Origin of the sequence: Neisseria sicca (assembly GCF_017753665.1) — a bacterium.
GTDB classification, from domain to species: domain Bacteria; phylum Pseudomonadota; class Gammaproteobacteria; order Burkholderiales; family Neisseriaceae; genus Neisseria; species Neisseria flava.
Genome location: NZ_CP072524.1, coordinates 288381 through 310744 on the forward strand (window position 1 = coordinate 288381; position 22364 = coordinate 310744).

Annotated in this window: 21 protein-coding genes; 15 read left to right on the forward strand and 6 right to left on the reverse strand. The window is 51.5% G+C overall.

The features are described 5' to 3' along the window. The first annotated feature begins 56 nt into the window (after positions 1 to 56). The 7 genes from J7445_RS01345 to cysI all read left to right on the forward strand — a co-directional run bounded on the left by J7445_RS01345 (position 57) and on the right by cysI (position 4933). Positions 57 to 359 (forward strand): integration host factor subunit alpha, encoded by a 303-nt coding sequence (locus tag J7445_RS01345; RefSeq protein WP_003675494.1) that lies wholly within the window; start codon positions 57 to 59, stop codon positions 357 to 359. Next, a complete protein-coding gene (locus J7445_RS01350) occupies positions 343 to 660 on the forward strand; it encodes a hypothetical protein (RefSeq protein ID WP_070441035.1) in 318 nt (105 codons plus the stop codon). The genes J7445_RS01345 and J7445_RS01350 overlap by 17 nt, the downstream gene beginning before the upstream one ends. Before the next feature lie 349 nt (positions 661 to 1009). Next, positions 1010 to 1747 (forward strand): toxin-antitoxin system YwqK family antitoxin, encoded by a 738-nt coding sequence (locus tag J7445_RS01355; RefSeq protein WP_070656682.1) that lies wholly within the window; start codon positions 1010 to 1012, stop codon positions 1745 to 1747. Between the two features lie 151 nt (positions 1748 to 1898). Then, positions 1899 to 2174, forward strand: coding sequence for a type B 50S ribosomal protein L31 (locus tag J7445_RS01360; RefSeq protein WP_003744241.1), 276 nt, complete (start codon positions 1899 to 1901; stop codon positions 2172 to 2174). Beyond that, complete coding sequence (ykgO, locus tag J7445_RS01365; protein ID WP_003685279.1) at positions 2174 to 2299, forward strand: type B 50S ribosomal protein L36; 126 nt, start codon at positions 2174 to 2176, stop codon at positions 2297 to 2299. The genes J7445_RS01360 and ykgO overlap by 1 nt, the downstream gene beginning before the upstream one ends. Before the next feature lie 221 nt (positions 2300 to 2520). Further along, the gene (locus J7445_RS01370) at positions 2521 to 2985 is read left to right on the forward strand and encodes an MliC family protein (RefSeq protein ID WP_045072395.1); all 465 of its coding nucleotides are present in this window, start codon (positions 2521 to 2523) and stop codon (positions 2983 to 2985) included. A gap of 193 nt (positions 2986 to 3178) precedes the next feature. Then, the gene (cysI, locus tag J7445_RS01375; RefSeq protein ID WP_070656683.1) at positions 3179 to 4933 is read left to right on the forward strand and encodes an assimilatory sulfite reductase (NADPH) hemoprotein subunit; all 1755 of its coding nucleotides are present in this window, start codon (positions 3179 to 3181) and stop codon (positions 4931 to 4933) included. Between the two features lie 692 nt (positions 4934 to 5625). Here cysI and J7445_RS01380 read toward each other — a convergent pair. Further along, a complete protein-coding gene (locus tag J7445_RS01380) occupies positions 5626 to 6591 on the reverse strand; it encodes an IS30 family transposase (protein WP_209282829.1) in 966 nt (321 codons plus the stop codon). A gap of 110 nt (positions 6592 to 6701) precedes the next feature. Then, positions 6702 to 8216, reverse strand: a complete 1515-nt coding sequence (locus J7445_RS01385; RefSeq protein ID WP_070656685.1) for a polyamine aminopropyltransferase — start codon at positions 8214 to 8216, stop codon at positions 6702 to 6704. Positions 8217 to 8429: 213 nt separating this feature from the next. On the opposite strand from J7445_RS01385, the gene purF reads away from it, so the two are divergent. The 5 genes from purF to J7445_RS01410 all read left to right on the forward strand — a co-directional run bounded on the left by purF (position 8430) and on the right by J7445_RS01410 (position 16399). Continuing rightward, the gene (gene purF / locus J7445_RS01390; protein ID WP_070656686.1) at positions 8430 to 9974 is read left to right on the forward strand and encodes an amidophosphoribosyltransferase; all 1545 of its coding nucleotides are present in this window, start codon (positions 8430 to 8432) and stop codon (positions 9972 to 9974) included. 268 nt (positions 9975 to 10242) lie between these two features. Beyond that, positions 10243 to 10893 carry a hypothetical protein gene (locus J7445_RS01395; RefSeq protein ID WP_070656687.1) on the forward strand — a complete coding sequence of 217 codons (651 nt, stop codon included), beginning with the start codon at positions 10243 to 10245 and terminating at the stop codon, positions 10891 to 10893. 188 nt (positions 10894 to 11081) lie between these two features. Next, the gene (locus tag J7445_RS01400; RefSeq protein WP_070656688.1) at positions 11082 to 13307 is read left to right on the forward strand and encodes an NADP-dependent isocitrate dehydrogenase; all 2226 of its coding nucleotides are present in this window, start codon (positions 11082 to 11084) and stop codon (positions 13305 to 13307) included. Positions 13308 to 13648: 341 nt separating this feature from the next. Beyond that, positions 13649 to 14989, forward strand: a complete 1341-nt coding sequence (locus J7445_RS01405; protein ID WP_070656689.1) for a DUF2868 domain-containing protein — start codon at positions 13649 to 13651, stop codon at positions 14987 to 14989. A 72-nt stretch (positions 14990 to 15061) separates the two neighbouring features. Next, on the forward strand, positions 15062 to 16399 hold the full coding sequence (locus J7445_RS01410; RefSeq protein ID WP_070656690.1) for a DUF3482 domain-containing protein: 1338 nt from the start codon (positions 15062 to 15064) through the stop codon (positions 16397 to 16399). A gap of 244 nt (positions 16400 to 16643) precedes the next feature. On the opposite strand, the gene J7445_RS01415 is transcribed toward J7445_RS01410, so the two are convergent. Next, positions 16644 to 17903: a D-amino acid dehydrogenase gene (locus J7445_RS01415; protein ID WP_070656691.1), complete on the reverse strand. Its 1260-nt coding sequence runs from the start codon at positions 17901 to 17903 to the stop codon at positions 16644 to 16646. A 133-nt stretch (positions 17904 to 18036) separates the two neighbouring features. Between J7445_RS01415 and J7445_RS01420 the strand changes: the two genes are divergently transcribed. Beyond that, positions 18037 to 18501: a winged helix-turn-helix transcriptional regulator gene (locus J7445_RS01420; protein ID WP_016687259.1), complete on the forward strand. Its 465-nt coding sequence runs from the start codon at positions 18037 to 18039 to the stop codon at positions 18499 to 18501. Positions 18502 to 18913: 412 nt separating this feature from the next. Here J7445_RS01420 and nusB read toward each other — a convergent pair whose 3' ends face one another. The 3 genes from nusB to J7445_RS01435 form a co-directional block, all read right to left on the reverse strand. Next, complete coding sequence (nusB, locus tag J7445_RS01425) at positions 18914 to 19345, reverse strand: transcription antitermination factor NusB (RefSeq protein WP_003744263.1); 432 nt, start codon at positions 19343 to 19345, stop codon at positions 18914 to 18916. A gap of 144 nt (positions 19346 to 19489) precedes the next feature. After that, positions 19490 to 19969 (reverse strand): 6,7-dimethyl-8-ribityllumazine synthase, encoded by a 480-nt coding sequence (ribH, locus tag J7445_RS01430; protein WP_070515029.1) that lies wholly within the window; start codon positions 19967 to 19969, stop codon positions 19490 to 19492. A 75-nt stretch (positions 19970 to 20044) separates the two neighbouring features. Continuing rightward, a complete protein-coding gene (locus J7445_RS01435) occupies positions 20045 to 20368 on the reverse strand; it encodes a DUF2185 domain-containing protein (RefSeq protein ID WP_003765484.1) in 324 nt (107 codons plus the stop codon). Between the two features lie 271 nt (positions 20369 to 20639). Here J7445_RS01435 and rnc point away from each other — a divergent pair, with 271 nt between their 5' ends. After that, positions 20640 to 21359 carry a ribonuclease III gene (gene rnc / locus J7445_RS01440; protein ID WP_070656692.1) on the forward strand — a complete coding sequence of 240 codons (720 nt, stop codon included), beginning with the start codon at positions 20640 to 20642 and terminating at the stop codon, positions 21357 to 21359. Positions 21360 to 21426: 67 nt separating this feature from the next. Further along, positions 21427 to 22350, forward strand: a complete 924-nt coding sequence (era, locus tag J7445_RS01445; protein WP_019270737.1) for a GTPase Era — start codon at positions 21427 to 21429, stop codon at positions 22348 to 22350. The last annotated feature ends 14 nt before the right edge of the window (positions 22351 to 22364 follow it).

Consider the following 22364-nt stretch of genomic DNA (forward strand, 5'->3'; position numbering starts at 1 on the left):
GAATTTTAAATAGAAATTAGTAATAATCTGCACCTGTTACAACAGAAGGTAATAATATGACATTAACTAAAGCCGAATTGGCCGATATTTTGGTAGATAAAGTCAGCAATGTAACCAAAAACGATGCCAAAGAAATCGTCGAACTCTTTTTTGAAGAAATCCGCAGCACTTTGGCACGCGGCGAAGAAATCAAAATTTCCGGTTTCGGTAATTTTCAGTTGCGCGACAAACCGCAACGTCCCGGCCGTAATCCGAAAACCGGCGAAGAAGTACCGATTACCGCCCGCCGCGTAGTAACTTTCCATGCCAGCCAAAAACTCAAAGGCATGGTGGAGCATTACTATGACAAACAACGCTAATCCCGTTATTCCTGCAAAACGTTATTTCTCGCTGGACGAAATGTGCGAACTGGTGCAAATCAGCCCGTCACAATTTGCCCAGTGGCAACATGAGAACGGTATCGTTGTCGGTTACGGCGGCGATCGTTACACCCGTTCCGATGTGGTGAAACTGTTGAAGCTGAAAGATACCTTTGCGCCTTATGTCGACCGCTTCAGCCGTGATTCTTTGGATGCAAACGGTCATCCTGCTGCAAAGGCGGAAGAAGTTAAAGCCGGGTTAAATTCTATATTGGCAGATTTACAAAAAGCACTTGCTTAATTTATTAGATAAACAGCCGCTTCCTTATCTAAGGGAAGCGGCTGTTTGTTTTTATGGATTTTGGGGCTTGCTATGTATTAGAAAATATTTACCTAGTTTATAAGCATCCTTAATAAATATGATAGGTACCTGTTTTTAAATGATGTATTGATGCTGCTTGTATTGAATTGAACCATTTTTCGAAGTTATTGTCTTTTATATCAACAGCCTGCACGGATATTGTGTTTAACAATCCATGCTATGAAAGTTATAATGATACAAACACAATGATGTGTCGTCGGAATACTTCAATCTGCACATTTAATCTAAGGAGCGATATTATTGGCTCCAGTTTCCGGATAATCTGACAATGATTCAATATTGGCAAAAAAGTTTGGCTGCCGTACTGCTTTTAGGCGTATTTTCTCAAACATGGGCGCAATCCCATTCTGTTTATTTTAATCAACATGGCAAAATTACAGCAACGATGTCATCGGTTGCATATGTCCGACAATATACGGTTCAATCAGGTATTGCCAAGGCGCAGGATTTTTATTACCCGTCCATGAAGAAATATTCTGATCCGTATGAAGTTCCTGCAGAGCAAATTAAAGTGTTTGTTCCTGTGTTAGATAATGGGGCGTTGACGCTTTGGCATTTTAACGGACAGAAAAAAATGGTAGGGACTTATAGAAACAGCAAGCCGAACGGTGAATGGACAAACTGGTATCCGAACGGTAAGAAATCTGCTGTGATGCCTTATCAAAACGGTTTGAGCGAAGGAACCGGTTCGCGATATTACCGTAATGGGGTGAAGGAAAGCGAGATCCAGTTCAAACACGACAAAGCCAACGGTTATTGGAAGCAATGGTATCCGGACGGCAGTCCGAAGATGGAAATGAATATGGTCAACGATAAACCGACTGAGATTTTGAGTTGGGACGAAAATGGTCGTATTTTATCGGAAATCAGCATTTCTAATGGTCGTCGTAATGGTATTGTTTTGGAATGGTACGAAGATGGGGCCAAAAAGTCAGAATCGGTTTATTCCAACGATCAGCTGGTGAAGAAAACGCATTGGGATAAAGAAGGTTATGTTGTTGAATAACCGTTAAAATACATGAAAAAGAAGTACAGGTAAGGTTTAATGCCTTATCCGTATTTCTTTTTTATGAAAAGGTATTTGGAGGGAACTTGCGATATTTTTAAAATAGTGTATAATGTTATATTATAACATATTAATTATGGAGTATTGATTGATGAAACCGAATATTCATCCTGATAATTACCGTACTGTTTTATTTTTCGACAGCGGTGCAAATGAAGGCTGGCTTATCCGCTCTTGTGCGGAGACGCATGGTAAGACGATGGTTTGGAAAGATGGAAAAGAATACCCGCTTTTCGCGCTGGATACGTCGTCTGCATCTCATCCTGTGTACACCGGCAGACAGCGAAACGTTAACACTGAAGGGCGTGCGAGCAAGTTCAATCAGCGTTTCCAATCGATGATGTCTTCATTTAGAAAGGACAAATAATGCAAGTTTTATCTTCACTGAAAACAGCGAAAAAACGCCACCGCGACTGTCAAATCGTCCGCAGGAAGGGTAAGGTTTACGTTATTTGTAAGAGTAACCCGCGCTTTAAGGCACGTCAGCGTTAAATACCGGTTGGATCGACTGTCCGCACCTGAAAATGGTGCGGATTTTTTTGGTAATCATGTAAACTCATGTTGGTTAATATCATTAAAAATATCTTTTTTGCCTGCAAACAACCGGTTTTAGGAATATCGGGTAAATTAGCGTAATCCCGCTTGTTTGGAGGTGGAGATGTTTATAACATGGCAGCGCATTTAGCAGACAAATTCCTATTTAGGAGATATTTATGAAATCAAAAGTATTACTGGCTGTTGCCGCCGCATTATCCCTTGGTGCCTGTGTCGCACCCGACATGGATTATGATTTCGAACGTGGTTCCCGTCACGAGCATCGCCATGAACACCGTTACGACAATCGTGATGATAATTACGATCGTAACGAGATGCGCCGTGAAGAGCGTCGTTATGAAGAAAACCGTCGCACATCAGAGTCCCGCCGTTTGCGCACTTTCTCTTGTGAGAACGGATTGTCTGTTGATGTCCGCAACTTGAATAACGATCAGTTGGAATTGCGCCTTGACGACAAGCGCGCTGTATTGTCATCCGATGTTTCCGGTTCCGGCTCGCGCTACACTTCCAACCGCGGCCTGTTCGGCAAAGGTGCGGAATGGCATGAGAAAAACGGCGAAGCATCCTTCAGCTTTACCGATCCGTACGGCAACCGTGTAGAAACTTCTTGCAGCGTGCGCTAAATCCCAAATATCCTGTTAAAGGTCGTCTGAAAATATTTTCAGACGACCTTTTTTCTATTTGGTGCAGTGTGCCCCTACATTACAGGTAATCTTTTGGATATAACGAAATCATCTTTAAATCGAACAAACCATTCTTTCCCATTTTCAGACGACCTGATTAAAGTAGCTCCAAACTGAGAATAAGGAGCACCCTATGACTACCACCGCCGACCCGCGCGCCAAACTGCCCGACACCCCGCTTTCCGGCAACGAAGCCCTGAAAGACCGCAGCGACTATCTGCACGGTACCATCAAAGACGATTTGACCGACGACTTTACCGGCGGCTTTACCGCCGACAATTTCCAGCTTATCCGTTTCCACGGCATGTACGAGCAGGACAACCGCGACATCCGTGCCGAGCGTACCGACCAAAAACTCGAACCCTTAAAAAACATGATGTTGCGCTGTCGCTTGCCCGGCGGCATCATCACGCCGGCGCAGTGGCTGGGCATAGACGAATTTGCCGGCGACCACACCATTTACGGTTCCATCCGCCTGACCAACCGCCAAACCTTCCAATACCACGGTATTTTAAAAACCGATTTGAAACTGGCGCACCAGTCCCTGCACAAACTCGGCCTCGATTCCATCGCCACCGCCAGCGACGTCAACCGCAACGTACTCTGCACCAGCAATCCCGTTCAAAGCCCGCTGCACCAAGAAGCCTACGAATGGGCGAAACGCATCAGTATGCACCTTCTGCCGCGCACCATGGCTTACGCCGATGTCTGGCTGGACGGTGAAAAAGTGTTCACCACCGAACCGACCGAGCCGCGCAACAAAGAAATTGCCGACGACGTCGAACCGATTTTGGGCAAAACCTACCTGCCGCGCAAATTCAAAACCGCCGTCGTCATCCCGCCCGACAACGATGTGGACATCCATTCCAACGACTTAGGCTTCGTCGCCATCGAAGAAAACGGCAAACTTGTCGGCTTCAACGTCCTTGTCGGCGGCGGGCTATCCAGCGAACACGGCAACACCAAAACCTATCCTAACACCTCCTACGAATTCGGCTTCGTCCCCCTCGAATACACCCTCAACGCCGCCGAAGCCGTCGTCAGCACCCAGCGCGACTGGGGCAACCGCAGCGACCGCAAAGCCGCGCGCACCCGCTATACCCTCCAGCGTGTCGGCGTCGAAGTGTTCAAAGAAGAAGTCGAAAAGCGCATGGGCATCAAATTCCAACCCATCCGCCCCTACGCCTTCACCCATCGCGGCGACCACATCGGCTGGGTTAAAGGCCTCGAAGGCAACTGGCACCTGACCCTGTTCATCGAGAACGGCCGCCTGCTCGACTATCCCGGCAGACCGTTGAAAACCGGCGTGCGCGAAATCGCCAAAATCCATCCCGGCGACTTCCGCCTGACCGCCAACCAAAACCTCGTCGTCGCCAACGTTCCGCCCGAGCTGAAAGACACCATAGACAAAATCGCCAAAGAACACGGCTTAATCAGCAAATCCATCACCATCCAGCGCGAAAACTCCATGGCGTGCGTCGCCCTGCCGACCTGTCCGCTGGCGATGGCGGAAGCCGAACGCTTCCTGCCGTCGTTCTCCGACAAAATCGACGAAATGTTCGCCAAATACGGCTTGGAAGACGAATACATCGTCCTGCGCGTCACCGGCTGCCCCAACGGCTGCGGCCGCGCCATGCTCGCCGAAATCGGCTTGGTCGGCAAAGCCGTCGGTCGCTACAACCTCTACGCAGGCGGCAACCGCGAAGGCACCCGCATCCCGCGCCTGTTCAAAGAAAACATCACCGAACCCGAAATCCTCGAAATCGTCGACGGCTGGGTCGGAAACTGGGCGCAAAACCGCCTCGACGACGAAGGCTTCGGCGACTTCGCCATCCGCACTGGTATTGTCAAACCTGTTCTCGATCCGCCACGCGATTTCTGGGCTTGAGTGCAGGTAAGGAATGATGTATAGGAAGAAAGGTCGTCTGAAAGATTCAGACGACCTTTTGGATTTTGGGGTAACGGTTTTCGCGGGCGAATGCGGGGAGCAAGCGTTCACTTTAGGGGTGGGTTTGATGGAACGTTTGAAAAGTTGTCGTGGTGCAGGCTGTGTCTCCAGATTGCAGCAGTCGGACGAACGGCGGGAAGGAAAGTTTTCGCTGGCAAAGCTCATGATGCGACATCCTATTCGAAACGTCTTCCGAATCTAGCAAACATACTTAATTTTAATTCCGGCATATCATTAAATTCCGTCATTCCCGCCCCCGCCTACGCGAGGACAGGCTACGGCGGGAGTCTATCGTAAAACTTGAGAAACCTTGGTTTGAAAAACAGTTTCTGAATTTCAAAAATGGATTGCCGTCTGCACAGGAATGACGACAACCGGTAAATTGCGTATCTGAAAAAAAGTATAGTGGATTAACAAAAATCAGGACAAGGCGACGAAGCCGCAGACAGTACAAATAGTACGGCAAGGCGAGGCAACGCCGTACTGGTTTAAATTTAATCTACTATAATTTAGCTATAGCCCGACTTTGGGTTGGCAAATTCGAAAAAATAAGAGAAAGAGTTGAAAGCCGGTAGTCAAAAGGTCGTCTGAAAATGTTCAGACGACCTTGGATTCGGATTTCAAGTGCAACACTAGTGTATCAGTGGTTTGAACAGATTCAAGAATAAAACACTTGGCGTTTCGTAGCCAAGTGTTTTTCTTGGCCGGTGGTTCAACTCATCTTGAACCCTGCGTATCTCCCGATCGCTGATGTTTCGGAAATCGGTTTGCTTGGGGAAATATTGTCGGATGAGTCCGTTGGTGTTCTCATTCAGCCCTTTCTCCCAAGAATGGTAGGGGCGGCAAAAATAAGTCTCCGCTTTCAATGCTTTGGCTATTTTGGTGTGTTGGTAAAATTCTTTACCGTTGTCCATGGTGATGGTGTGGACTCTGGCTTTATGTGCCCTTAATACCCTAATGGCTGCCAGAGCAGTGTCTTCGGCTTTGAGGCTGTCCAATTTGCAGATGATGGTGTAGCGGGTAACGCGTTCGACCAAGGTCAGTAATGCGCTTTTCTGTCCTTTGCCGACGATGGTGTCGGCTTCCCAATCGCCGATGCGGGCTTTCTGGTCGACGATGGCGGGTCGGTTTTCTATGCCGACGCGGTTGGGCACTTTGCCTCTGGTCCATGTGCTGCCGTAGCGTTTGCGGTAGGGTTTGCTGCATATTCTGAGGTGTTGCCACAAGGTGCCGCCGTTGCTTTTGTCTTGGCGGAGGTAGCGGTAAATGGTGCTGTGGTGGAGTGTTATCCCGTGATGTTTGCGCAGGTAGGCGCATACTTGTTCGGGACTGAGTTTGCGGCGGATAAGGGTGTCGATGTGTTGAATCAGCTGCGAATCAAGCTTATAGGGCTTTCGCTTACGCTGTTTGATAGTCCGGCTCTGCTTCTGTGCTTTTTCGGCACTGTATTGCTGCCCTTGGGTGCGGTGCCGTCTGATTTCGCGGCTGATGGTGCTTTTGTGGCGGTTAAGCTGTTTGGCGATTTCTGTGACGGTGCAGTGGCGGGACAGGTATTGGATATGGTATCGTTCGTCTTGGGTCAGTTGTGTGTAGCTCATGGCAATCTTTCTTGCAGGAAAGGCCGTATGCTACCGCATACTGGCCTTTTTCTGTTAGGGAAAGTTGCACTTCAAATGCGAATCCGCCGACCTTTGTTTTGGGAAAAAGCTCAACGGATGACGTTGTGCCAGTCGCTTTCGAAATAGCTGACGAGGATTTGGTTGTTCAGATAGTTCGGCTCGACCTTGCGCCTTGCCATATCGGGCGGGAAGCGGAACATTTCGGCGGCGGTTTGGGCGTTTAGATAACGTGTGGGAACGTCGAATTTCTGCGGGACGGGGAATTGCTTATCGAAGCCTGCTAATACAAATCCCCATTCGCCGAAGGAGGGGACGTAAACGTGATAAGGCGCGGTGGAAAGGCCGGCGGCTTCGAGGGTGGCGACGACCGACCAGTAGGCGTTGGGGGCGAAGTAGGGCGAGGTGGATTGGACGACGATTTTGCCCTGCGGATGAAGATGGCGGGCGACGAGGCGGTACATGGGGACGGAGTAGAGTTTGCCCAGTGAGAAATTGGACGGGTCGGGTAGGTCGATGATGATGACATCGAATTTTTCAGACGACCCCTCCAGCCATTTGGCGGCATCGTCGTTGACGACGTGCATTTTGGGATGGGATAGCGAGCCTTGGTTGAGCGCGCTTAAGGCGGCGGAGGTTTTAAAGGTAGCGGTCATGTCGGGGTCTAAATCGACCAGGGTAACGTGTTTGACCTGCGGGTATTTCAAGACTTCGCGCGCCGCCAGCCCGTCGCCGCCGCCGAGGATGAGGATGCGGGAGGTGTGGGAAACCATCTGCATGGCGGGCAGGACGAGGGCTTCGTGGTAACGGACTTCGTCGCGCGAGGAGAATTGCAGGTTGCCGTTGATGTAGAGGCGGGTGTCGTCTTTCCAGCGGGTAACGACGAGCCGTTGGTAGGGCGAGTGGCTTTGATAGACGACGGGGTCACCGAAATAGCTTTGTTCGGCTTTGAAGGAGATGCGGTCGGCGTAGGCGAAGGCGGCGGCGAGGACGGACAAGACAATCAGCGCGCGCAGGCGGATGGCGCGGTAGCGGGGCAATTCGGCTTTGAATACGCGCGCGGTCAGGTAGGCGACGGCGGCGTTGAGGATGCCGAACAAGAGGGCGGAACGCGCCATGCCGAGTTTGGGGGCTAAGAGAAGCGGGAAGAGCAGGGAAACAGCGAGTGCGCCCAAATAGTCGAAGGTCAGGACTTTGGAAACGAGTTCTTTAAATTCTGCGCCTTTGCGGTTTAACACGCGCATCACCAACGGGATTTCCATGCCGACGACCGCGCCGACAATCAGTACGAAGGCGTAGAGCAGGGTGCGGAACGGGGCGGCGGAAAGCCCGAAGGCGACGAATAATGCCAGCGCGGAAATGCCGCCGATGATGCCGACCAGAAGTTCGATTTCGATAAAGCGGTGCAGCACGTCTTCGTCTTTGATGTAGCGGGTCAGGTGCGCGCCTATGCCCATCGAGAAGAGATAAAGCCCGATGACGGAGGAAAACTGCAAAATGCTGTCGCCCAAAAGATAGCTCGCCAGCGCGGCGATGATGAGTTCGTAGGCGAGGCCGCAACTGGCGACGATGAAGACGGAGATGATGAGGGTGCGGTTGGCAGTCATGGTGTGGTAGGAATAGGGTTTGAGCTGCTATTGTATATTGAAATAGGGATGGTCTGCCGCAAAGGTCGTCTGAAAAACTCCAGCCGTTTGTTCAGACGACGTTTCCGTATTTTTGGGGTTGACATGAAAATATTGTCAACAATTTGGGCAACTTTGTCCGATTTATTCTATAATTCTAGTTTCCAAGTTAACCTCGAATTCGGAGAAGACGATATGTGCGGTGTATTAGGTTTGGTCAGCCATGAGCCGGTAAACCAGCTTCTGTACGACGGTTTGCAGATGTTGCAACACAGGGGGCAGGATGCGGCGGGCATTGTAACGGCCGAAGGCGGCACGTTTCACATGCACAAAGGCAAAGGCATGGTGCGCGAAGTGTTCCGCACACGCAATATGCGCGATTTGATCGGCAACGCGGGCATCGCCCATGTCCGTTATCCTACGGCGGGCAACGCGGGCAGCAGCGCGGAGGCGCAACCTTTCTACGTCAGCTCGCCTTTCGGCATCGTTTTGGCGCACAACGGCAACCTCACCAATACCGCCGAACTGTATGAAAACGTGTGCAACAAACACCTGCGCCACGTCAACACCAGCTCCGATTCCGAGGTCTTGCTCAACGTATTCGCGCACGAATTGCGCCGCGAAGTCTCTAAAAACGCCAATCCCCACCGGCTCAATATCGACAATATTTTCAACGCTATTGCCGAAGTCCACCGCCTTGTGCGTGGCGCATACGGCGTGGTTGCCATGATTGCGGGCTACGGCATGGTCGCTTTTCGTGATCCTTACGGCATCCGTCCTCTGGTGTTGGGTTCTCAAACCGACGAAGCAGGCAGAAAATCCTATGCCGTCGCCTCCGAATCTGTTGCCTTCAATGCGCTTGCCTACGATTTGGAACGCGATATCCAGCCGGGCGAAGCAGTATTCGTCGGCTTTGACGGCACACTGATTGCCCGTCAATGCAGCGACCGCGCCAAACTCAGTCCCTGCCTGTTTGAATACGTCTATTTTGCCCGTCCCGACTCCGTGATCGACGGCGTATCGGTTTACCAATCGCGCTTGGACATGGGCGTGTCCTTAGCGGAAAAAATCAAACGCGAGCTGCCCGTGGACGACATCGACGTCGTGATGCCCATTCCCGACACCAGCCGCCCCAGCGCGATGGAACTTGCCGTCCACCTCAAAAAACCTTACCGCGAAGGTTTGATTAAAAACCGCTATATCGGCCGCACCTTTATCATGCCCGGCCAGGCGACGCGCAAAAAATCCGTGCGCCAAAAACTCAGCCCGATGGAAACCGAGTTTGAAGGCAAAAGCGTGTTGCTGGTGGACGACTCCATCGTGCGCGGGACGACCAGCCGCGAAATCGTCGAAATGGTACGCGCAGCGGGCGCACGCAAAGTCTATATCGCCTCCGCCGCCCCCGAAGTGCGCTATCCCAATGTGTACGGCATCGACATGCCCACACGCGAAGAATTAATTGCCAACGGGCGCAGCGCGGCGGAAATTGCCGCCGAAATCGGCGCGGACGGCATCGTTTTCCAAAGTTTGAGCGATTTGGAAGCCGTCGTCAAAGCACTCAATCCGAAAATCGAGTCCTTCGATTCGTCCTGTTTCAACGGCATCTATCAAACCGGCGACATCGACCAAGCCTACCTCGACCGCCTGTCCGCCGAGAAATCCGGCTGCGGCGGCTTGAAAGTCCACCCGAGCCGGATGGAACACAGCATCAGTATCAGCGATACGGGTGACGAAGAATAAAACCGGATTGAACGATTAAGACAAAAGGTCGTCTGAAAACCATTTCCCTTTAAAGGATAGCGGTTTTCAGACGACCTTTTTTATATAGTGGGTTAAGTTTATTAGACCAGCACAGGGTATTACTTTGTTGTGATTTGAAGTTGACCCACTATAAAAACCTACCATTCCATTCAAATAGCCTTAAGTATATCAATTAAGTCCGTGTTAGAATGAACTGTCTATCATTTCGATGGTATCAATTCTCTGCCTATTTCTTCAAAGGAATCTTATGAACACCTTAACCAAATTCGGCTTGGCATTATTCATCGCTGCGGCATTAGCAGCCTGTGGCGACTCCGGCAAATCGGCTGACAGCAAACCCACTACCGTACAAACAGCCGAGGGCGAAGTTACCCTCTCCGGCAAATACGCTGAAATCATCAATAAATTCCCCGTTCCCGATCCTAAATTGGCAGAGCCGATTACCATTTCCGACAAAAAATCGCCAACCGGTTTGGAAGACCTGAAGAAATTCATGGAATATATCTCAGGAGCGGAAGCACAAAAAATTGCGCAAATGGCTTCCAAGCTGCAACAAACGGCATTACAAGGTGATGAAGCAGCCGCACTTGCAGCTGTCAAAGAGTTGACACCCGCTCTTGATAAATACCTTCAAGATGTCGAGAAACTCAATATTCAAGATGCTGAAGTCAAAGCCGTTCTTGATCGTATGCTGCAAACAAGCAAAACAGCCAATGAAATGATCATCCTGTCCAGCGAAAATGCTACTGCCCTAAAGATTGACATGAAAGACAAAGAAGCTGTCCAATTCATGAAGGCATACCAAGACAAAACCCACAATATGGAAACGGTTTTACGCCAAGCCAATCAGGAAGTACAAAAAGCTGCTGAAGCTTTGGGTAAAAAATATGCCCAATAATCTGAGTTAAACTCCACCAAAGGTTGTCTGAAAACGCTATCACAGCCGTTTCAGACGACCTTTTTACAAGCCGCTTGATAACATATTAAAACCATATCCCAAGCCTGCCGAAATATGCCATAATAGCCACGCAGCGCGCTTTTGTGCCGCATTCGAAAAGAAAAACCTAACCTACAAGAGAATATCCCATGACTAGCAAAGCCACCATTATCTACACCCATACCGACGAAGCCCCCGCGCTGGCGACCCAATCCCTGCTGCCGATTGTGCAGGCGTTTACCCGCCATGCCGGTATCGAAGTCAAAACCAGCGATATTTCCCTGTCCGGCCGCATTTTGGCGGCGTTCCCCGAACATCTGACCGAAGCGCAGCGCGTACCCGACGCGCTTGCCGAATTGGGCGAATTGGTGAAACAACCCGATGCAAACGTAATCAAACTGCCGAACATCAGCGCATCCGTACCGCAACTGACCGCCGCGATTAAAGAATTGCAGGCAAAAGGCTTTGCCGTCCCTGATTATCCCGCCGACCCGCAAACCGATGAAGAAAAAGCCGTGCGCGAACGTTACGACCGCATCAAAGGCAGCGCGGTCAACCCCGTTTTGCGTGAAGGCAACTCCGACCGCCGCGCGCCGAAAGCGGTGAAAAACTTTGCGAAAAAAAATCCGCACAGCATGGGCGCATGGACGAAAGACTCCAAAACCCACGTTGCCACCATGCAAAGCGGCGACTTTTTCCATAACGAACAATCCGTTACCGTACCTGATGCGACTTCCGTATCCATCGTGTTCACCGATAAACAAGGCAACAAGAAAGAGTTGCGCGAGCCCGTCGCCCTGAAAGCCGGCGAAATCATCGACGCGACCGTGATGAGCAAAAAAGCCCTGCTCGCCTTCCTTGCCGAGCAAGTAAAAGACGCGAAAGCAAAAGGCGTATTGTTCTCGCTGCACATGAAAGCCACCATGATGAAAGTGTCCGACCCGATTATCTTCGGACACGCCGTCAAAGTGTTCTTCGCGCCCGTCTTTGAAAAATTCGGCGACAAACTGGCTGCCGCCGGCGTCAACGTCAACAACGGCTTCGGCAACCTGCTTGCCAATCTGGACAAACTGGATGCGGACACCCGCGCTGCCGTCGAAGCCGAAATCGCCGCCGTTTACGCTGCCAACCCCGATTTGGCCATGGTTGATTCCGACAAAGGCATCACCAACCTGCACGTTCCCAGCGATGTCATCGTCGATGCTTCTATGCCTGCGATGATCCGCAATTCCGGCCGTATGTGGGATAAAGACGGCAAAGCGCAAGACACCAAAGCCGTCATTCCGGACAGCAGCTACGCAGGCGTTTATCAAGCAACCATCGACTTCTGCCGCGAACACGGCGCGTTTGACCCGACAACCATGGGTACCGTGCCCAACGTCGGCCTGATGGCGCAAGCAGCCGAAGAATACGGTTCGCACAATAAAACCTTCGAAATCGAAGCCGACGGCCAAGTTCAAGTCATTGATGCAGCGGGCAAAGTCCTAATGCAGCACGAAGTTGAGGCAGGCGACATCTGGCGTATGTGCCAAACCAAAGACGCGCCCGTCAAAGACTGGGTACAACTCGCCGTCAACCGCGCCCGCCTGAGCAACACGCCCACCGTGTTCTGGCTCGACGAAAACCGTCCGCACGATAAAAGCCTGCTTGCCAAAGTCAACGCCTACCTTGCCGAACTGGATACCGACGGCCTCGACATCCGCGTCCTCGCGCCTGAAGAAGCCGCCAAGTTCAGCTTGGGTCGTCTGAAAAACGGCGAAGACACCATTTCCGTAACCGGCAACGTCTTGCGCGATTATCTGACCGACCTGTTCCCGATTTTGGAACTCGGCACCAGCGCGAAAATGCTGTCTATCGTTCCCCTTATGAACGGCGGCGGTATGTTTGAAACCGGCGCGGGCGGCTCCGCACCGAAACACGTCCAACAGTTCCTCGAAGAAAACCACCTGCGTTGGGACTCACTGGGCGAATTCCTCGCACTCGCCGTATCGTTTGAACATCTAGCGCAAAAAACCGGCAACACCAAAGCCCAAGTCCTCGCCGATACACTGGATGCCGCCACCGAAAAACTGCTGTTGAACGACAAATCGCCCAAACGCAAAGCAGGCGAACTCGACAACCGCGGCAGCCATTTCTACCTCACCCTCTACTGGGCGCAAGAGCTGGCAGCGCAGGATAAAGACGCGGAATTGAAAGCAGCGTTTGCGCCGTTAGCAGCCGCTTTGACTGCCGATGAAGCCAAAATCGTTGAAGAACTTTCTGCCGTACAAGGCAAAGCAGCCGACATCGGCGGCTACTACGCCCCCGACGCAGCAAAAGCCGCCGAAGCCATGCGCCCGAGCGCAACGTTCAATCAGGCATTGGCAAAGCTGTAAAAGTATTACGGTAAAACTGTAAACATGAAAGGTCGTCTGAAAACCTGTATTCAAAGGTTTTCAGACGACCTTTTTGGTACTTAGTTTTTATTTTTCATCATTGCCACACAGTCTGAAAGCTGGTTTTGAATTTTACCGACGATTTGCCAATATCTCTTTATTGGGGTTTCCAATAAATTACCGCTTGCGCGGAAATGATTGCTGGTGGCAGACAAGGGGTTAAAAAGAAGTGAACCTTGCCATTTGCTATAAAAACGCCGGACTCAAGAATCCTGCCTACGGATGAAAAGGGCTGTGATAAAATCTTTGCGTTTTCACTATCCCTTTCAGACGACCTTTTTATGTTGAACCCATCCCGAAAACTCGCCGAACTTGTCCGTATTTTGGAAGAGGGCGGCTATATTTTTGCCGGCGATCCCGTGCAGGCGACGGAGGCGTTGCGTCATGTCGAGGGCGGCGTGGAAGGAAAAATCATCCGCCGCGCGGAGATGATAGACAGAGACCGCCGGCTTAGTCATACCTTGGAGCAAGTGCGTACCGGGTCGTTTTGGTTGTGGATCGTGGCGGCGACGATGATGTTTAGCGGCGGCTTTTCCGGCACTTACCTTTTGATGGACAGCCAAGGGCTGAATTTCTTCCTGATTTTGGCGGGCGTGTTGGGTATGAATACGCTGATGTTGGCGGTATGGTTGGCATCGCTGTTCCTGCGCGTGAAAGTGGGGCGGTTTTTCAGTAGTCCGGCGACGTGGTTTCGGGGTAAAGACCCCGTCAATCAGGCGGTGTTTCGGCTGTATGCGGACGAATGGCGGCAGCCTTCGGCGCGTTGGATTGCCGGAGTGACTTCACACAGTCTATGGCTCTGCACCCTGAGCGGGATGCTGGTGTCGGTATTGCTGCTGCTTTTGGTGCGGCAATATACGTTCAACTGGGAAAGCACGCTGTTGAGCAATGCCGCTTCGGTACGCGCGGTGGAAATGCTGGCATGGCTGCCGTCGAAACTCGGTTTCCCTGCCCCCGATGCGCGGGCGGTGGTCGAAGGTCGTCTGAACGGCATCATCGCCGATGCGCGCGCGTGGTCGGGCTTGTTGGTCGGCAGCATAGCCTGCTACGGCATCCTGCCGCGCCTGTTGGCTTGGGCAGTATGCAAAATCTTTTTAAAAACAAGCCAAAGCAAGCTCGATTTGGAGAAGCCTTATTATCAGGCGGTCATCCGCCGCTGGCAGAACAAAATTGTCGATGCAGATACGCGTCGGGAAACCGTGTCCGCCGTTTCTCCGAAAATCACTTTAAACGACGCGCCCAAGTGGGCAGTCATGCTGGAAACCGAATGGCACGAAGGCACATGGTTTACGGGCAGGCTGGCGCAGGAATGGCTGGATAAAGGCGTGGCGGCGAATCGGGAAGAAGTTGCCGCTTTGGAAAACGAGTTGAAACAGAAACCCGCCCAGCTTCTCATCGGCGTACGCGCGGAAACCGTCCCCGACCGCGGCGTGTTGCGGCAGATTGTCCGACTCTCCGAAGCGGCGCAGGGCGGGGCGGTGGTACAGCTTCTGACGGAGCGGACGCTTTCAGACGACCTGTCCGAAACATTGAACCACTGGCGCAATGCGCTGGCAGAGTGCGACGTGGCATGGCTGGAACCTGATAAGGCGGCGCAGGAAGGTCGTCTGAAAAACCAATGACCGCACTTGAAACGCCACATAAAACCGCCATCCTAAAAAAGGTCGTCTGAAAATCCATTCTTCAAAAACATCATGAATAAACAACCCCTTTCCCTCGCCGTCGTCGGGCATACCAATACCGGCAAAACCTCGCTCCTGCGCACCTTGTTGCGCGACAGCGGCTTTGGCGAAGTCAAAAACGCCCCGTCCACCACGCGCCATGTTGAAGAAGCCGCGATTACCGACGGCGCCGATACGCTGCTGTATCTGTACGACACGCCCGGACTTGAAGACGCGGGCGGCGTTTTGGACTGGCTTGAAACCCATACGGATGCGCGCGCCGACGGCATCGAGCGGCTGCAACAGTTTCTCGACAGCGACGGCGCACATCACGATTTCAACCAAGAAGCCAAAGTGCTGCGGCAGCTTTTGCAAAGCGACATGGCGTTGTACGTCATCGACGCGCGCGAACCCGTCCTCGACAAATATCGGGATGAATTGACCATCCTTTCATGGTGCGCCAAACCGGTTATGCCCGTGTTCAACTTTACCGGCGGACAGCTTCCCGAAGCGTGGACAACCATGCTGGCGCGGAGAAACTTGCACGTTTTCGCAGGGTTCGATACCGTCGCCTTCGATTTTGAAGGCGAATTGAACCTTTGGAACAAGCTCGCCACCATGTTGCCGCAGCATGACATCATTGACCGCCTGACCGCCTCCCGTCGCCGCGAATGGACGCGTTTGGATAAAGAAGCGCGCCACGAAATCGCAGGTTTCCTGCTCGACGTTGCCGCCTTCACGCAGGAAATCGACGAAAACGACGACCCTGCGCCCGTCCTGCAAACCATGCAGGCGGAAATACGCCAGCTCGAACGGCAGATGCAGCAGCGGCTGTTTGGCCTCTACCGCTTCTACCACAGCGAAATCGACAGCGGCGACTGGGTGCCCAAAGCCTTCCATCAAGACCCGTTTGACAGCGAATTGCTCAAAGAATACGGCATCCGTACCGGCACTGGCGCGGCAACCGGCGCACTCATCGGCTTGGGACTGGACATCGCCACGCTCGGCGGTTCGCTCGGATTGGGTACGGCAATCGGCGGCTTTCTCGGCGGCATCCTGCCCAATACCCGAACCATTTCAGACAAGCTCAACGGCCGCCAAACCCTGCACACCGACCCCGAAACCCTGACCCTGCTCGCCGCCCGCGCCCTTGATTTGCTCCACATCCTGCAAACGCGCGGCCACGCGGCGCAATCGCAAGTCGAGTTGCACAGCCGCAAAGCGCCCTGGACGCCGGACAAACTCCCGTCCGAACTCAACAAAGCACGCAGCAGGTGGAAATGGTCGTCCCTCAACACCCACCTCCCCGAAACCAGCCGCGCCGAGCGGGAAGAATATACGGAAAGTTTGAGTAGGAAATTGGGCGGATAAAAAAATCAAAGGTCGTCTGAAACCTTAACTCCAGGCTTTCAGACGACCTTTGCCATATCGGCAACCTCACCTACTCTAATAAGTGTAGCGGGTTGAAAACCCAAAGTGCCTCAATGTGGACTTTACCTGCGACAATACAATATCGAATTGAAAAAGGTCGTCTGAAAAGTCGGAATACAGGTTTGAGGAAACTTGCTATATCCGTTTTCAGACGACCTTTTTACAAAGACAGTGCATTGCGCCGTCAAACTTTCGTGTAACGAGACAAACCCAAATCATCGCTGCGGATTTCGGTTTCCTTACCGCAGACTATATCGGCGGTCAGTTTGGCAGAGCCGAGCGACATAGTCCAACCTAAAGTCCCGTGTCCTGTGTTCAGAAACAGGTTTTCCAATGGTGTTTTGCCGATAAGCGGCGTGCTGTCGGGCGTCATCGGCCGTAACCCGCTCCAAAATTCCGCCTGCTGCAAATCTCCGCCGCCCGGGAAAAGGTCGTTGACGACCAATGCCAAAGTAGCACGGCGTTTTTCGGATAAATGCAATCCGTAACCTGACAACTCCGCCATACCGCCGACGCGGATGCGTTTGTCGAAGCGGGTGATGGCAACTTTGTATGTTTCATCAAGAACGGTGGAAACCGGTGCTTTTTCATCATGAACGACAGGGAGGGTCAATGAATAGCCTTTTACCGGATAAATCGGCAAATCCCAGCCCAAATCCTCCAAAACCGTTCTGCTGAAACAGCCTAAGGCGCATACGAATGCGTCTGCCTCAAACTGTCCTTGGTCGGTTTCAACGGCAGTAATGCGGCATCGGTCGTGTATGATGCGACGTATGTGATGTCCGAATTCAAAACGCACGCCTTTCTGTATGCACAAATCGCGCAGTTTTCGGGTAAACAGACGGCAATCGCCGGTGGCATCGGCAGGAAGGTGCAATCCGCCTGCGATTTTAGGTAAAGCATGGTGTAGCGCGGGTTCGAATTCCAAGCATTCTTCAGGTTTCAGACGACGTAGGGGAACGCCGTAACGTTCTAAAACGGCAATGTCTTTTTCAGCCGCGGCAACTTCTTTTTGCGTGCGGAAGATTTGCAAAGTCCCCTTGTTTCTACCCTCAAAATCAATGTTTTCCTGTTCTTTAAAAAGACGGAACATTTCACGGCTGTATTCCGAAATCCGAACCATCCTCTCTTTATTGATTTGATAACGCTCTGCCGTACAGTTGTCCAGCATTTGTTTGAGCCAGCGGATTTGAAACAGACTTCCGTCGGGCTGAAAAATTAAGGGCGAGTGTTGCTTGAACATCCACTTCAAGGCCTTGAGCGGAATACCCGGAGCCGCCCAAGGCGTGGTGTAGCCGTAAGAGAGCTGCCCGGCATTGGCAAAGCTGGTTTCCATTGCCACATCCTCAGCGCGGTCGATGACGGTTACGTCATGCCCTTCGGAAGCCAAATACCATACGGTTGAAACTCCGGCGATACCTGCGCCCAAAACAATCAGCTTCATATTTTTTTCTCCTTAAAATTATTTTTGATTATGAATGGCTAGTTTAGGATATTTTTATTAGGGATATTCACTTTATTTTTAATAATTTCGTATGTATTATCCCTATTAAATGACATTCAAAAGGAAAAGCAGTATGAAAGAACTGGATAAAACCGATCTGAAAATTTTAAAAATTCTGCAACAAAATGCCCGGATACCGATGACGGAATTGGCGGAGAAAGTGGGTCTTTCGACTACGCCTGTTACCGAGCGCGTCAAACGGCTGGAGCGCGATAATTTCATTACAGGCTATCACGCCCGCCTCAATCCGAATTTATTGGGCAAAGGGTTGTTGATTTTTGTTGAATTGAAGCTGCGTTCGAAATCAGGCAATATTTTTGAAGATTTTCGTCGGGAAGTCATGAGGATTCCGCAAATTTTGGAATGCCACTTGGTATCGGGCGAATACGATTATCTGATTAAAGTTCGCCTGCCCGATATGTCGGCCTATCGGGATATGTTGGGCAATATTTTGCTGCACCTGCCTGCTGCTGCGGAAAGCCGAAGTTATGTGGTGATGGAGGAAGTAAAAGAAGAAACCGTGTTGGATTTGGATTGAGTGCAGAACAGAAGCTAATATTAGAATAATTACACTGGTAGATAGTAGATAGGGAAATATGAAAGATTGCAACTTCTTTGCTTATATCTTAGATTGAAAGAAAAAAGCAAAAAAAAATGCACACATCAATAGGATGTGTGCCAAGTCTACAAAGGAGAAATAGAGGAGAAACTATTAACTGACTACTCGAACCAGCTAACGGGATGAATTATGCGCTTTAAGCGGAAGTAATGCAAGTTTTTTCTTGTAAAGTTTCTCTTTGATTGTTGTATTTTTGTATTTTGTAGTTATATTCCATGATAAAAGAATATGGGGTGAGTAATACAACGACAAGAACAAGCTCTTTAATTAAATTTAAGCCAAAAAGGTCGTCTGAAATTTTCAGACGACCTTTTTATGATTACTCAATGGATTATACGTTGCCGCGCTTCGGGTCATTCGGGCGCAGTTGGGCGGCGAGTTTGTCGAGGATGCCGTTGACGAATTTGTGTCCGTCGGTGCCGCCGAAGGTTTTGGTCACTTCGATGGCTTCGTTGATGATGACGGGGTAGGGGGTTTCGGGCATCGCGCTCAATTCGTGGCATGCCATCAGCAGGACGGCGCGTTCGATGGGGCTGAGGTCTTTTTCGTCGCGGTCGAGCAGGGGGCGGATTTGTTGGATGTATTCAGCGGCGTGGGTGTGCGTGCCGAAGAAGAGTTTGTTGAACAGCTCTTCGTCCGCTTTGGCGAAGTCGGGCTGGTCTTGGATGTTTTTAGCGATTTCAGGGGCGGCGGTGTTGTTGATGCCGGCTTGGTAGAGGGCTTGTACGGCTAACTCGCGGGCGCGGCGGCGTGGGGTTTTCATGGGGATTCCTTCGTTGGCGGCACGGTGGGTGCGGTAATGAATGTTTCAGACGACCTCTGTCGGATGACGGGTCGTCTGAAAACGGTTTGTTCAGCAGGCGGGCGAAACCGGAATGCGGCAAAGCTACGGGTTTCGCGTTCGGGCTTATTCTTCTTCGTCGTCAAACTGCTCTTCGATCAGATGGTTGACAAGGTTGGCACACTCGACGGCGACTTTGGCGGCGTCGGCAGCTTTTTCTTCAATACGGGCGACGGCTTGCTCGTCGTTTTCGGTGGTCAGGATGGCGTTGGCGATGGGGATGTTGTAGTCGAGTCCGACACGGGTTACGCCTGAACCGGATTCGTTGGAAACGAGTTCGAAGTGGTAGGTTTCGCCGCGGATGACGACGCCGATGGCAATCAGCGCGTCGTATTGCTCGGAGGCTGCCATGTTTTGCAGGACGAGCGGTACTTCGAGCGCGCCGGGTACGGTGGCGATGGTGATGTTGTTGTCGGCTACGCCCAATTCTTGCAGGGTGCGGCAGCAGACTTTGAGCATTTCGCTGCCGATTTCGTTGGTAAAGCGGGCTTGTACGATGCCGATGCGCAGGTGTGCGCCGTCGAGGTTCGGGGCGATGATGTTCATGGTGTTTCCTTGTATTTTGAGCGGTAAACGGGTTTTCAGACGACGTGTGGCTTTTCTGAAAACGATATTGGGGATTTATTCCTGCGGCTGCCAGTCGGCAACGGCTTGAAACTCACCGTCTTCGCCGATTTCCCATGCGCTGCCTTCGGGTTGGGTTATCAGCGCGGCGATGGCGGGATTGGACTGGGTGATTTCGGAAAGGCTGACGACGCTGAAATTGTCGGGGTCGTCGGTGTATTCGTCGGTCTCGTCGCCGCTGAAGAAACGCCAGCCGCTGTCGTTTTCGAAAACGGGGGCTTCGCGGTAGAGGAAGCCGACGGGTTCGCCTTGTTTGGCTACCGTGTTGGTCACGATGCAGCGGTCGAGTGCGGCTGAGAGGGCTTGGGCAAATTTATTCATTGCGGTGTGTGCATGCCGTAAAAATTGTGCGGATTTTATCATGATTAGGGCTGGCTCTGCACCGTGTATCTTTATATTTGCCGCTTATGGTTTGATGGTACAATGCTGGTCGTCTGAAACGGGCTGAACTGTGTTTCAGACGACTATTGCAGCCTTAAAGTGTTTCCGTATTTGCATGAAGTGCAGAAACGCATTCGGGTTGGTTTGGGAGGCTGAATTTTTGCCGCCGTCCGCCCAATATTCCGAAGCAAGAAGAAAGACAAACGTCCTCATGAAAACAGATGTGTTAAAACAGCAGGCGCATACCGCCATTCAGAATAAACTGGGTTACCATTTCAAAGATACCGCGCTTTTGCAGCAGGCGCTGACCCACCGAAGCTACCATGCGAAAAACAACGAGCGTTTCGAGTTTGTCGGCGATTCGATTTTGAACTACACCGTCGCTAAAATGTTGTTTGACGCGTTCCCCAGGCTGACCGAGGGCGAGTTGTCGCGTTTGCGCGCGAGCTTGGTCAATGAAGGCGTGTTGGCAGAAATCGCTTTGGAAATGAATGTCGGCGACGGGCTTTATTTGGGCGCGGGCGAGTTGAAAAGCGGCGGATTCAGACGGCCCTCCATCCTTGCCGATGCTATGGAAGCGATGTTTGCCGCCGTCAGCTTTGACGCGGATTTCGCCGAGGCGGAGAAAGTGGTGCGGCACTTGTATGCCGAACGCGTCAAACGCGCTGATTTCAAAACGCAGGGCAAAGACAACAAAACCGCCCTGCAAGAAGCCCTCCAAGCCCGCCGCCTTGCCCTGCCCAAATACCGCATTGAAGAACAAATCGGTCATGCCAATGACAGTATGTTCCTGATTTCATGCGATTTGGGCGAACTCGGCTTCATCTGCAAAGCACAAGGCAGCAGCCGCAAGGTTGCCGAGCAGCAAGCTGCCAAAGAAGCGCTGCAATGGCTCGAGCAACACCATCCTTTGAAAAAAGCAAAAAAATAGCCGATTTATTTTTCAGACGACCTATGGATACAAAAAAGTCGTCTGAAACTTCAAACAGAAAGCCATCATGGACATAGAAACCTTCCTGCAAAACGAATCCAACCACCCCGCCGACTACCGCTGCGGCTTCGTCGCCATTGTCGGCCGCCCCAACGTCGGCAAATCCACGCTGATGAACCACCTTATCGGGCAAAAAATCAGCATCACCAGTAAAAAAGCCCAAACCACGCGCAACCGCGTTACCGGCATTTACACCGACGACACCGCCCAATTCGTTTTCGTCGATACGCCCGGCTTCCAAACCAAACACCGCAACGCCCTGAACGACCGCCTCAATCAAAACGTCACCGAAGCGTTGAGCGGCGTCGATGCCGTCGTTTTCGTCGTCGAAGCCATGCGCTTTACCGATGCCGACCGCATCGTGATGAAACAACTGCCGACAAACACGCCCGTCATCCTCGTTATCAACAAAATCGACAAAAACAAAGCGGGCAGCGGTTTGCAGGAATTTATCGACCAAATCAGTGCAGAATTCAAATTTGCAGGGCATGAAACCGTCAGCGCCAAACACGGATTGGGCATCGCCAACCTGCTCGCGCGCCTCAGACCTTACCTGCCCGAAAGCGTGCCGATGTATCCGGAAGAAATGGTGACCGACCGTTCCAGCCGTTTCCTCGCCACCGAAATCGTGCGCGAAAAACTGTTCCGCTACCTCGGCGAAGAGCTGCCCTACGCCATGAACGTGGAAATCGAACAATTCGAAGAAGAGGAAAACGGCCTCTACCGAATCTACATCGCCGTATTGGTCGATAAAGACAGCCAAAAAGCCATCCTGATCGGCAAAGGCGGGGAGAAACTGAAAAAAATCTCCACAGAAGCCCGCCTTGATATGGAAAAACTGTTTGATACCAAAGTGTTTTTAAAGGTTTGGGTTAAGGTCAAATCAGGCTGGGCGGACGACGTGCGTTTCCTGAGAGAACTGGGTTTGTAGGTCGTCTGAAAATA